Annotated in this window: 9 protein-coding genes; 5 read left to right on the top strand and 4 right to left on the bottom strand. The window is 43.5% G+C overall.

The genetic code is table 11. The features are described from left to right. Positions 1-10 precede the first annotated feature (10 nt). Positions 11-988 carry an LPP20 family lipoprotein gene (locus SHAL_RS14535; protein ID WP_012277884.1) on the bottom strand — a complete coding sequence of 326 codons (978 nt, stop codon included), beginning with the start codon at positions 986-988 and terminating at the stop codon, positions 11-13. 596 nt (positions 989-1,584) lie between these two features. Here SHAL_RS14535 and SHAL_RS23670 point away from each other — a divergent pair. Both SHAL_RS23670 and SHAL_RS14530 read left to right on the top strand, forming a co-directional pair. Further along, positions 1,585-1,881 carry a GGDEF domain-containing protein gene (locus tag SHAL_RS23670; protein WP_083758321.1) on the top strand — a complete coding sequence of 99 codons (297 nt, stop codon included), beginning with the start codon at positions 1,585-1,587 and terminating at the stop codon, positions 1,879-1,881. A gap of 44 nt (positions 1,882-1,925) precedes the next feature. After that, the gene (locus SHAL_RS14530) at positions 1,926-2,582 is read left to right on the top strand and encodes a class I SAM-dependent methyltransferase (RefSeq protein ID WP_012277883.1); all 657 of its coding nucleotides are present in this window, start codon (positions 1,926-1,928) and stop codon (positions 2,580-2,582) included. A 30-nt stretch (positions 2,583-2,612) separates the two neighbouring features. Here SHAL_RS14530 and panP read toward each other — a convergent pair whose 3' ends face one another. From panP to SHAL_RS14515, 3 genes are all read right to left on the bottom strand, one after another. After that, positions 2,613-4,259, bottom strand: a complete 1,647-nt coding sequence (gene panP / locus SHAL_RS14525) for a pyridoxal-dependent aspartate 1-decarboxylase PanP (protein ID WP_012277882.1) — start codon at positions 4,257-4,259, stop codon at positions 2,613-2,615. Between the two features lie 260 nt (positions 4,260-4,519). After that, positions 4,520-5,674, bottom strand: coding sequence for a glycerate kinase (locus SHAL_RS14520; protein ID WP_012277881.1), 1,155 nt, complete (start codon positions 5,672-5,674; stop codon positions 4,520-4,522). Between the two features lie 126 nt (positions 5,675-5,800). Next, positions 5,801-7,159, bottom strand: a complete 1,359-nt coding sequence (locus SHAL_RS14515) for a GntP family permease (RefSeq protein WP_012277880.1) — start codon at positions 7,157-7,159, stop codon at positions 5,801-5,803. Positions 7,160-7,452: 293 nt separating this feature from the next. Between SHAL_RS14515 and SHAL_RS14510 the strand changes: the two genes are divergently transcribed. The 3 genes from SHAL_RS14510 (at position 7,453) to SHAL_RS14500 (ending at position 12,643) form a co-directional block, all read left to right on the top strand. Continuing rightward, the gene (locus SHAL_RS14510; protein WP_012277879.1) at positions 7,453-8,394 is read left to right on the top strand and encodes a helix-turn-helix domain-containing protein; all 942 of its coding nucleotides are present in this window, start codon (positions 7,453-7,455) and stop codon (positions 8,392-8,394) included. A 315-nt stretch (positions 8,395-8,709) separates the two neighbouring features. Further along, positions 8,710-11,625, top strand: a complete 2,916-nt coding sequence (locus SHAL_RS14505; protein ID WP_012277878.1) for a hypothetical protein — start codon at positions 8,710-8,712, stop codon at positions 11,623-11,625. Positions 11,626-12,064: 439 nt separating this feature from the next. Then, a complete protein-coding gene (locus SHAL_RS14500; RefSeq protein ID WP_012277877.1) occupies positions 12,065-12,643 on the top strand; it encodes a hypothetical protein in 579 nt (192 codons plus the stop codon). Positions 12,644-12,670 lie beyond the last annotated feature (27 nt).

Below are 12,670 nucleotides of genomic sequence, written 5' to 3'. Positions count from 1 at the left end.
TTTTATATTATTATAATGTTAAACCCAGAGCGGGCCAGAGTCCGCGCTCATCGACGAGGGTTGAGAAATGACGCTCTGCCCCTTCTTTAGATATTTGATAATTTGAAAGAGAGTTCCCAGTAGAGATGATTTCGCTGCTACTGATGGTATTGTTATTTCTATCTTTGAGTTGTAGAGCGGTTATTTTGGTAGAGATATATGCTTCTGCCATAATGCTTTGACGTAAATCTGAAACGAGTTTCAAATTGTGGGTACTAGCAGAAGTGTTATGCATTGTTGTCTTAATGCCTTCATTAGATAGTTTGTCTGCTATAATTTGGGCCATCTTCTTATCACTTTTAGATGTCTGAATATGGATCAATATGTTGGACTTAACTTTTGCAGAAAGGCTATTTAATTTATCCAATGACTGAGCATCAATACCATGAGCTGGTGAGAGTGAGCTTAGCATCGCGAGTCTTACGCGCGTATAGTCGTTAAAGGCCGCACTATCCTTATTAGTTAACCACCATTGCAGTGCATCCTGATGGGCCAATTTATCAAGTTGCGCTTCTGCTTTCTGATTGATATTTCTTAAATCAGAGGTGAGTTGGCTAATGATATTCGATTTCTTGATCTGTGCCTGAGCATAGAAGTGAGTGTCATTGTTGGCGATATTGATGTATTCCACGCCACTAAATGCAATATTTGCTGTTTTGGTGTTGATGGCGTTATTTACATAGGCATTGGAATAGTTTTTATCATTAATACTTCGATGCGTGTCGTTCATCGAGAAAGATGAGTTTACTTGAGTCCAAAGAGCCGCATTTATATTACTAAGTGCTGATTTTTTCGCCTGTTCTAGGCTTCTACCTTCACCAACTGCCGAGATATAATCTGAATTGTTGGGTAGTGGTAGGTTATACCATTCTGGAACCTTGGTCGATTGGCAGGCAATGGTTAGGGCGGATAGCAATATATACAGAAGGGCTTTGTATGTTGAATTCATATTAAGTATTAGGCTCGGATAATTGTAAAGCTTACTTTCGGATGCTAAATATTTATTAGTAAGTAATTAGTTATTTTAACTAGTGGTAATAGGTTGGTTTTTAGTGTGACTTGTATTTGTTTTGTTTTGTGTTGTTTTTGTGTCGGCACTAAAATTTGCTTATCCATTTGAACATATTCCATTTAATTAAATTAGTATTGTGTGTTTTTATCCATCACCAATAGGTTTGATTTTATTATGTTAAACTTAACATCGAAAAGTAGTTGTGATCTTGATTGAATAAATTGATTTTATATATTAATAAGTAAGTGTTTTGGTGCTTTGTTTTATATATTCTAAATTTGTTTTGCACGAGATATTTTGTTTTTTAATATGTGAAAACTAATAAATAGATATGCGAAAATTGGATTTGTGGTTAAATTGCAGTGCGCGTAAATGTTTTTATAATAAGCGTTTTTATTATGTGTAAGCTTTTTGGTTTTAGAACGTTGATAATATCCCTGTTTTAGTTTGAAATGCCGTAGATAAAATAGTTAATGTTTAGCTGTGATTAATTATTGGTGACGAGCTATAAAGGATTGTGAGTTAACGCTCAAATCTCTGCAGTTCTAAAAGAGAATACGCGGGATATAGATGTCGTAGGACGATGGGGCGGAGAGGAGTTCCTTGTTCATTGCCGATGTCATTTAGATGAGGCCGTTGCCTATGCGCAAAGATTACGACAGAAAATAATGACGGCAGAAAATATAACGTCTAGCCCCGTAACGGTGAGTATTGGTGTTACTCATTCCCTTAGCAACGATACCATTGATAATCTACTGAAAAGATCCGATATTGGTTTGTACTACGCAAAGGAGAATGGACGAAACCAAGTCTATAGCATTGCGGAGTGATATAAGGTCAATATGGCATGTCATCAACTTTCGGGGAGATACCAATGATACATCAGACTGAGCGACTAGATCTAAATCAGGTATCGGTAAATACCTTCGATAAACTCGCGCAGCGATATCAAGATAAGTATATGGATTTGGCCATGTATATCGATACATTCGAGCCTTTCATTAATGCACTGCCAAAACAAGATGCCAGAGTGCTGGAGCTTGCATGCGGCCCGGGCAATATTACTCGCTATCTGTTAAGCCTAAGACCACAACTTTCGATTCTTGCTACAGATCTTGCGCCAAAAATGTTGATACTCGCTCAGCACAATAACCCGCTGGCAGATGTTGCACTGCTCGATAGCCGCGAGCTTAATATGTTGAATGAGCGATTTGATGCCATCATGTGTGGCTTCTGTTTACCTTATTTGAGTCCGCATGAAGCGTTAGCTTTAATCGATGATGCCAGTCAAAGACTTACAGCTAATGGTGTGTTCTATTTAAGCACCATGGAGGGAAGTGACCAAGCGCCGCGCGAAGATATTTCCGGTGATGGCGAGAAGATGTATACCTATTTTCACCGAGGCGCGGATCTTGTCTCAGCATTAGAGTCCGCTGGATTTAGTATTATCGAACTTAAGCGCAAGCTGCAGCCTAGCCCAATTGGTGAGGTGACTGATCTATTCATTACAGCAAGGCTCGATAAAGCGTAACGTCAATCGAGCCTTGCGGTCATTTAGCTGTTAGGCCTGTGCGAGTGAGAGTAACTGAGGTAGGAACTGAGTTTCACTGTTAGCTATTACCGCTTGCTCGGTCAGCACTTGCTGCAAAATTTCATGACTAGTTAATGGGTTGGCTAATACCACCCTAAAGACCACGGCTTTGATATTCATCAGCTGGTGGCTCTCTGGGTTGATCCGCGTACGCGATACAAACGAGGTGCCTTGTTCACGCTGTCGCTTTTGCACGAATTTCGTCAACCCATCTAGCAATTGATTGTATTGTGTCAATGTTGCGATATCGCCAGTCTCACGCGCTTTTGCCATCGCCACTTGCACCGATTGCGGCACATAACGATAGGTGAGCAGACAAAGCTCTGGTTTCGAGACCAGTTCAAAATCGGCTTCTGCGGTAATTAAATCTGCAAAGTAACGCGCCTTTTCAAGGCTATTGTTAATTAAAATCTCATAGCCTTCTCGGCCAATGATCTTCAAACAGGCATGCACTAGCATCGCCATACCCGGGCGGGAACCTTCCAGGGTCTGACTGCCTAAATCTTTCGAGCCTTGACGTAGAATATACTCGGCGTGATGCTTAATGGCATTGGCAAAGGTGGGGTCTTTAAATAGCACCATCCCCGCGCCCATTGGCACATACATCTGCTTGTGGGCATCGATGGTGACTGAATCGGCACGCTCAATACCTGTAAGTAGATGACGATACTTGTTTGAAAGTAGGCTCGCGCCGCCCCAAGCCGCATCCACATGGAAGTGACAGTTAAGCTCAGCGGCTAAATCGGCAAGCTCATTAAGTGGGTCGATACTACCGGTTTCTGTGGTGCCTGCAACGCCTACTATGGCCATGACACGAATGTTATCTTGTGCAAGTTTGGCGGCGATGATGCGCATTTGAGTCACATCAACTTTATTATCGTTTGATGTGGGAACCTGAATAATATTTTCTCGGCCAATACCTAATAGGTCTGCAGTCTTAGCGAGTGAGTAGTGGCCGCGCTCTGAGACTAAAATCGCTAAGTCATCATAACCATAGTGGCGCAGTCCTTTGAGTAGACCTTGTTTGGCGATGCCTTTAAAGTCGCCATCGGCTTTTAGCAGTTGGTTACGAGCGGTCCACAGGGCGGTGATGTTAGCGACCGTGCCACCGGAGCAAAATGCCCCCAAAGAGACATTGGCGCTGTGCATCCAGCTTTGATAAAAGGCTTCATTTTCGCTATAAACAAGGTGATGCATCATCCCCAGCACTTGACGCTCGAGTGGCGTAAAGGCCTTAGAGGTCTCGATTTTCACCAAGTTCTGGTTCAGCCCGACCATCATCTTAGACAGAGGTAATACAAAGTAAGGCAGGGCAGAGGTCATATGGCCGATAAAGCTAGGCGCCGAGGTATGCACCGAATGCGCGACCAGCGTTTGCATCATGTTATCGGCGTAGTCTGAGACAAACTGCGGCGCCGATGGGATCTGGTATTGTTGGAAATCCAGTTCAACTTCAGAAAGCGGCTTTTCGACAGCCACCACGCTCTCTTGCAAGAAGCCCATTAAGTTCTGTGAGATATTTTGCTCAATCACACTGAGGGTAGACTCTGGGGCTTCTGGTACCGTAAAAATTCGCAGTAACGCCTCTTCTGAAGCGGTGGCTTTTCTTGCTGTCATTAGGCTAAATTTCTCTACTAATCACGCTGTTTCTTAACTGGACTACCTATAGAAACAGATGGTCAAAACGGACGCTCAAAATGGACGGTCACTTTACTTTATGCTTTATAGCGCATCAAGTAGAAAAATAATGATGACGGCTTTTTTACAGTAATAGAGAGAACGTCAGAGTGTTTTTTGAGTTAAGACGTTGGTGATTGCCTTGCGAGAAAAAGGCGCCGTTAAGCGCCTTTTTTGGGTTTTAAAAATCTAGCACTCTTCTATTTAGCGGATGAGAGTGCGTATAGCGCGGCGATATTTTTAGCCGTGCTGTAGAGATTATGTTTAGCGTTGCTAAGCACCTCTGCAAGCGGTAAGGCTCTTGGGGTAATCGAAAAGAGTGCATCTATGCCATGTTCAAGCAACACGTTAGCGTCATCGCTTACACAGCCTGCGATAGCAATAACCGAGATCCCCTGAGCTTTAGCGACACCAGCGACGCCCATTGGGGTTTTACCGTGTAGGGTTTGGCTATCGAGGCGGCCTTCACCAGTAATCACTAAATCGGCACCTTTGGCTAAACCTGCCAAGTTGACCGTTTCCATCACGATGTCGATGCCGGGTTTTAGCTCTGCGCCTAAAAAGGCCATCACACCTAAGCCCATACCACCTGCTGCGCCAGCGCCTGCATAGTCACGGTTATCTTGGATAGCGCAGCATGCAATAATATCTGCGTAGTGTTTAAGGGCATTATCTAACTGCTCAACCATCTCTGGGGTTGCGCCTTTTTGTGGACCAAAAATAGCCGAGGCACCTTTGTTTCCACACAGCGGATTATTGACATCACAGGCAACCTCAAAGCTGCAGGCCTTGATGAGCGGGTGTAAGTCGGTTAAATCAATACTGACGAGCTCCGTTAAAGCTGCTCCTCCAGGGGATATAGCCTTACCAGCGCTGTTGAGCAGGTGTGCACCAATAGCCTGCGCCATACCAGCGCCGCCATCATTAGTTGCACTACCGCCAAGGCCGATAATGATATGCTCTATACCGCGATTGAGAGCATCGACAATCAACTCTCCCGTGCCATAGCTCGTGGTCATCAGCGGGTTACGCTTATCTTCTGCAACTAAGTGCAGGCCTGATGCCGCCGCCATTTCAATCACCGCGGTTTTTTTATCTCCCTGATAACCGACGCCCAAGATGCCATAAAAAGCCTGTACTTTGTGACCAAGCGGCCCGGTTACATTAAGTTTGATAATCGTGCCATCTGTCGCATCCACCATCGACTGTACAGTGCCTTCACCACCGTCGGCAACAGGGATCTTAATGTACTCGGCGTTGGGTAAAACAGTGCGAAATCCTCGTTCGATCTCATTAGCCACTTCCATTGCTGTAAGGCTTTCTTTGAAAGAGTCGGGGGCTATCACAATTTTCATGCAGTATTCCTATAAAGCGAGTCAGGCTAAAATGCGCTAACAGACTTGCATTGATTTTAGTGTGGATTCTTGTATATACAGTAGGCAAGCCGATAGGACTTGCCTACTTGTATCGAACGATAAGCGTTAAAGCAACACTAAGCTTAGTAGGTAAACCAAAGTCATAGCCGTAACACCTTGAATTAGCGTGGCCATAGTTTGGGCTTTGTAAGCTTGCTTAACACTCATGCGGCTAAACTGAGTCACGACCCAGAAGAAGCTATCGTTAGCATGAGACACCGTCATTGCCCCTGCACCAATGGCCATCACCGTCAGTACGCGGCCCATATCACTGGCAAGACCGATATCGCCAAGCATCGGTGCAACCAGTGCTGAGGTTGCAACCAAGGCTACAGTAGAGGAGCCTTGAGCCGATTTAAGCGCCGCTGCAACAACAAATGGCATGAAGATACCAATGCCAAGTGCAGATAGTGATTCACCTAAGAAAGTGCCTATGTCAGTCGCTTTAAGTACCGCGCCAAACGCACCGCCCGCACCAGTGATAAGTAGAATTGGCGCAGCAACCACTAAACCTTGGCTAATACGGTCACTGAATTCTTTAATTTTGTCGTTGCCCTTTAATAGAGACAGTGACAGGAATAGGCCAATCATCAAGGCATTAACTGGCTGACCCAAGAACGCTAAGATATCGAATAGCATGCCATCGCCAAGTGGCGTCGATGGGAAGTTGGCAACAGAGCCTAAACAGATAAGTAGGATTGGCACGAAAATCGGTGCAAATGCACGAGTCGGGCTTGGAAGCTCGCCATAGGCCTGCTTAAGCTTGTCGAAATCATCTTGGTGAGTCAAAAGCTCTTCAGCGCCTTCACCATCTGGCTGGGTATCAGCAAAACGATTAGCCCACAGCGTACCAGCAAGCGCGGCAACGGCTGCAACGAAGATACCGACAAAAATTACTAAGCCAAGGTTTGACTCTAGGCCTAAGTTACCCGCTGCGGCGATAGGGCCTGGCGTTGGAGGCACAAACGTGTGAGTGGCATATAGACCCGTTGCTAGAGCGACACTCATAGACACGCTCGACACCTTCATACGGTTAGCCATCGACTGCTTGAGCGAGTTTAAGATCACAAAGCCTGAGTCACAAAATACTGGAATTGACACAATATAACCGATAATCGACATGGTTAGCGTTGGAAAGCGCTGTCCAAGCACTTTAATAACCACATCCGCCATGGTAATTGCGGCGCCACTCTTCTCGAGGATCGTACCTATGATGGTACCAAGCACGATGACTAAACCGATATAACCTAAGATCCCGCCAAAACCTGAGGTGATGGTCTTGGCGATATCGGCACTCGGTAGGCCGTAGGCAAATGCGGCAAGAAACGATGCAAGAATAAGGGTTAAAAACGGATGTAGCTTAAATTTAGCGGTGGCAATGACGATAAATGCAATCACGGCCAATAAGATCAGTACTAGGCTCATAGGGGTCCCTGTTTGGGTATTTTTATATGTAAGGTTTGTTTTATTTATGCCGAGTAGGGAGCACTGATAGAACCAGCGCACCAAGGTATTTCAGGCCGAAATATTATGCGGTGGTCACCAGGATAATTCTTTGGTCGAAGTCACTAATTTTAGTCTGAGTTTTAAGTTTTTATTGTGCGTGCGCACAGTTTGAGCGGTTTGTTTTTTTGCTTTTAGAGTTTTTCTTTCGATACAGATTTTTGTTACCATTCAAGATAATAAATTTCGTGGTTTATATTGGTTTACACATACTTATGGAACTCTTCTCGTTACTGTTAAAGAGCCGCAATGAATATGGCTTGACGCAAGCTGAAATGGTCGAGAAATTATCTTTATACCATAAGGTTTTTGTTAACCTCGATTTGATCACATATAGCCGTTGGGAGCGCGGAGTCTCAATGCCATCGACATTGCGAATTATTCAGCTGCTCACCTTCGCGGAATATGATGTGTTAAGTTATTTAATTGAGTTAGACCTCAAGCTATCAAAAACAAAAGTTAATCAGCTAAGGCGTATCGAAGCACTGGCTTTTGATCAGCAAGATTTGATTCAAACCTCTTATTACCCTGTAACAGATACACGCTTTTATAAATACACTGCATCTATGCCGCTAACAGATCTACGTAAATTGGCGCTGATCTGTGAAAGTAGCGCCAAGTTTTTTAACTTAACAGAGCGAGACGTGCAAGAAAGATGTGAGCGGGCGATCACCTTACAAGAGCAAGGCGCGTTGCATATGCTTACCTGCGAGGGAAGCCCCGATTATCTCTATGCTCACGCTATGATGTCTGTGCACAACGAGCATGAAAGAGAACAGCTCATCAATGAGTTTGTCGATTTTTATAATATCCCCAGAGAACCTAACATTAGCGGTGACAAAATTATTTTCTTTCACTCAGTCATGAAGTTTAATTATCGCTGGTGGGAGTTTGGTGTTTTTCATTTGCTTAAACTTTTGTTGGACGATCCTGAGATCAAAGAGATATTTATGGTTGTTAGGGACAAAACGGCTGAACAACCCTATATCAGCTTTGGTTTTGAGGTCCTAGCTGAGTTTGAGGAAGAAAACCCTTTAGCGGGCATACGTAAATTGATCAGTATCAGCAGAGACGATTACCTGTCACATCATGGGGTAATAGCTTGGTTGAAAGAGCACGCAGAGTTCGTAAATATGCCCATGTCCATAGAAAACTAGTCTCAAGCCTACAGACCTTGCTTCTTCAGGAGCTCAATCCTGCTTAAGTGCAATATTCATTGTAACGCTTTTATAGGCATATTTAGATTTTACTTTTCTAAAGCGCCCTGTAGAAGCGCTCACCTTACTGTTAGCATCTGCGCAAAATTACCGCACCTTATTTTTCTCTGATTGTGTTAATCCAAAATATCATCGTTTAGGCGATGGCCGTATATTTTTATGGCTAGTGGCTAATATATTGCCATGTTCCGGCCGAGCAATCGCATAAAGAGTCTTAGGTGCTGAGTGTTAAATGAACAGACATTAAGGTTTGCGATGCGATTTTTTTCTAAATTATTCCTATTGTTATCCCTAGTAGTATTATGTGCCTGTGGCAGCGACTCCGATAGTGAAGGCGGCATTGTGCCGCCACCGCCCCCTCCAGTGGTAAAAAAGAGCGTTACGGCGATGGACTTTCGCCGGTCAGTAACAATTCCTGATGATATCGCTCAACCGATGACCTTTAATTTGTCTAACTATGTTAGTACTAGCATGGAACTCGGTGAAAATTCAGCAGCTAAATTTAGCCTGAGCAAAGTAGAGGTGCTCGGTAATTTAGCAGGCTGTGAGATCACCAAGTTGGATAAACAGATGCTGTCCTTCTCGGTGACTCCTAAGCGTTCATTGAGCTGTGATTATCGTTATACCGTGACCAATGGTAATGAGCAGACCTCTGCGCTTGCTTCAATCTTATTCACCAGTAATAGCGCTAAGCTTAATGCTGAGGCGTTGGGGCTTGAGCTACCCTCTGGCGGCGTACTGCCGGATATCAGTAAGTCTCTTACTTTGGGGGATATGCTTAACTTTAATATTCAAGATGAACTCGCTTCTGAATTTTTACCTATGACAAACCCAAGCTTTGCATCATCGACAGTGGTGGTGGGTAGCGGCACGGCTAATGTTTCCGTGGATGGGGATTTTAGCTATCGAGGTATTGAGATTGGTCTCACATCTGTGAGCTACTCTGTGGTCGATGATAATAAGTTGGTGTTTACCGGGATCATTAATATTGATGTTTCAGGGGATATCAATACCGCGCCTGAAACAAAAGATGAAGCCTATAGCCGATTAGTGCCCGTAGAGGATTCAGTGACGCTGGATATATTAAATTTTCCAGGTGTGGGTTCACTGGTTAACGACAAGGAAGGCGATAAGGTGCAACTTGTTGGGGTTCAAGTATATGACGCTAATGTCAGTCTAGTTAATCCTGGCGATGTTAATAATACTAAATTTACCTTTTCTGCCAGTGAAAAGGGGCTATATGAAGTCAAGTACACGGTTTATGACCATGAGGTTGATGGCGTGAGTAGCGGGTTTATCAGTATAGAAACCGGCTTTGTACGTGAGGGGATTTTAGAATTCTCCTTTAATGGCTTTATTAAACTATTTGGCGATGGTGCTCTAGGTGCCGTCGGGCGTAATACCCTCATTAAACCGTTTAAAGAGACACTGCTCCCTTATATGGAAAACAATGGTTATTATGCTTCAGCGCTGAAAAATATCGGTTTTGGTAATTATCGCATCGATATGACGAGTGAAAGTGGAGGTGAAGGCAAGATAGTGCTATTTACCGCATTAAATGCATTGCAGCCAATCGAAACTCTCATTGAGCTGCCAGCCACAAGCAAAGTTTATTACGGGTTAACCTATGCCGATCGAATCATGAGTTACGGTGGTATCGCCTATGAAGTCACGCTAACCGGTAACGCTATCGCACACAATCAAATATACGGTACGAGCAATACTTGCTATGGGGATTTTGCTGATAAGTTTAATGGCTTGAACCTAAGTGGTGTTGAAAAGATTGAAAGCTTTGGTCCATTTTCTGCTGTGGTTTATTTCGACGATGGAACCGCGAGATATTACAGTATTGACTGTGGCAGCACAGGCAAGTTTATCAGCTCAGATTGGACTCGATATATAGATAAAGTTTCTCAATGTTGGGATGCCCCCGATAACGGCAAACCCCACGGTTCATTTTATTGTTTGAATAAAGATCAAACTCCGCAGGCATTTGTACGTGTGGTTAGCCCTCACGAGATTGACGAGAAGGGTAATATTTTTCTTAAATTTGCTAATTTCTTCAAAAATACCGGCAAGAAAATAGTAAAAAGCACCCAAGTGACCAAAGGAATTGCAGCATTGACGCAAAATGGAGATCTGTACGTTTTATTCGATGGCAAGGATAGCAATGGAGAGAACTACAAAGTCAAGAAAGTGGCGACCAGAGTAAACGATTACCAGCAAGCGGCCAATTATGTGACTTATATGCATATGGTGGAAGAGGATGACCGCGCTAATACAATGAGTGAAAATGATGCCATCAGTAACGAGTCACGGGATAGATATTATTTAGAGTTTAATGGTTACGCGCAGTATCACCAAGAGGCATTACCTAATGGTCAAAAGCTCGATATGACCATTAAATTTGGTAAGTTAAGCCGTAGTGAACGTAAAAAAGTGAAGTTTTATGAAAACACTGCAAATGCTGTTGCCTTGATTATAGATGGCAGGTTAAAAATACTGACTAATAAAGGTCTAAAAGAGTACGGCGGTAGAGACCACCATTATAATATTGTGGGAGATTCTGCAAACTCTTACGGTGTCCGTACTGAAACTGCCGGACAAGGGCTGAGCACTTTCTTTGCTCGTGGCAATAAAAACGGTCATGAAGAGCATTGGGAGTTGTACAGCCCACTGGAAGAGCTTGACTCAAGTTTAACCTGTGAAAAACCCAAGCACGGTGACGTTAGTTATCCCTATATTTTAACGGGGTGTACTTATATTGACTTCAGAATGAATGGGGCGGTGATCCCGCTAACAGACTCTGGAGTGAGTGTTTATCCGCAGGTGCGCTTTGCCAACGAAGATGCCACGGGTAAGGTCTACCCTGACTTAGTCGATTTAGATAATGATGGTTTATCGACTGCAAATGAAGTTGAAGCCTGTTTAGCTGAGCGTACAAAGTATCATAGTGGTGATATTGAGTACTGCTCCCAACCCATTTTATCTGATAGTGATGGTGATGATGTATTAGATAGCTTTGAATACCTGTATCAGGGACCGGGTAAAGGTAACTATCATAGTCGCTTTAGTCATATCCTTGGCGACTACAAGGAAAATGGCTTTGGTCCCTACGATGGCAACAAAGACATTAATAGTAATCAAGAGTTAGATAAGTACGATAATTAGCTTTTTTATTTTTAGCCCTAAGCCGCCGACTTCAGTCGCTGGCTTCTTTACATTGTACGCCTAGCTCTATTCTCTACACTAAATGGCAGCTCTTAGCTTATACAGATGGATATAAGTTGAGATCTGCCATTTTTTTTACCGCTGTAAACTGCACAATATTAGCTTCTTCCAACCTAAAAACTCCCCAGATTGACAGTTTTAACTATTTCTGTTGTTTTTTGATCACAAAGCGCCGTGATTAGGCTGATTTTTGTGCTTTGTAGGCATTTTTGATTTTTAGAATTCAGTTTTGACCTGTTGAGAAAATATCGAGTCGTTAACATATGCCCTGAAAGTTACCTATCAGACATATTTGCAAAAGAAAGTGATTTATTACCGGTTTAGGTATTTATTTTTAATAAGCAAGTATGGCGAATAAATGTTTAACGAGGATGTTTCTATGAATGCTAAAATTTTATTACCCATCGCGCTACTGACACTATCTGGAACGGCTCTTGCCGATGATGCAACAACGACCCTTCACTGGAAAGGGATAGTACCGACTGTTGTTCCTGGTGCCGGAGTTATCATCACTGGTCCTTCTGGACGTGTTCCATACATAGATACGGCAGGACTTGATGTTAAAGACACCACAGGTGTTTTCACTTCAGATCAGATCTCTTTAGAACTGCATTACCGTTTATGTACCGATGGCAGTGCGCCAGTTGAAGGCGTTTGTGCTAGCGGATTTATGCAAGGTGAAGTTGCAGAAGCGGTTGGCGATATTATTCCCGATGCATCTTGGACAATGAGTTCACTAGAGACGGTTATTGGTACGCTAGACACTACAGGTGTGGGGACTGTTGTTAAGATGGAAGGCGCACCAATGGAAAAGTCTAAGCCTGTTGTTGCAACAACGGGTACCGTTACTTTTACTACTGAAAACACTGAAAGTGTTGAAACCGCAATGGGCACAGAGTTGAAGCCTGGTCAAAACATCGAAGTTCACACCGTTATCAATTCAGCGAAAGCTATCTAAGCCTACGTTTTCCTCAGACTTATCAAG

The organism is Shewanella halifaxensis HAW-EB4 (assembly GCF_000019185.1).
In the GTDB taxonomy this organism is placed as follows: Bacteria; Pseudomonadota; Gammaproteobacteria; order Enterobacterales; family Shewanellaceae; genus Shewanella; species Shewanella halifaxensis.
Note: the sequence above shows the minus strand (reverse complement) of the source record. Positions and strands in the feature narration are given on the sequence as shown.

Bases quoted from the DNA above. Each gene is read 5' to 3' on its own strand.
- SHAL_RS14535 (WP_012277884.1), bottom strand. From the start codon at position 988: ATGAATTCAACATACAAAGCCCTTCTGTATATATTGCTATCCGCCCTA.
- SHAL_RS14510 (WP_012277879.1), top strand. From the start codon at position 7,453: ATGGAACTCTTCTCGTTACTGTTAAAGAGCCGCAATGAATATGGCTTG.
- panP (WP_012277882.1), bottom strand. From the start codon at position 4,259: ATGACAGCAAGAAAAGCCACCGCTTCAGAAGAGGCGTTACTGCGAATT.
- SHAL_RS14505 (WP_012277878.1), top strand. From the start codon at position 8,710: ATGCGATTTTTTTCTAAATTATTCCTATTGTTATCCCTAGTAGTATTA.
- SHAL_RS14500 (WP_012277877.1), top strand. From the start codon at position 12,065: ATGAATGCTAAAATTTTATTACCCATCGCGCTACTGACACTATCTGGA.
- SHAL_RS14515 (WP_012277880.1), bottom strand. From the start codon at position 7,159: ATGAGCCTAGTACTGATCTTATTGGCCGTGATTGCATTTATCGTCATT.
- SHAL_RS14530 (WP_012277883.1), top strand. From the start codon at position 1,926: ATGATACATCAGACTGAGCGACTAGATCTAAATCAGGTATCGGTAAAT.
- SHAL_RS14520 (WP_012277881.1), bottom strand. From the start codon at position 5,674: ATGAAAATTGTGATAGCCCCCGACTCTTTCAAAGAAAGCCTTACAGCA.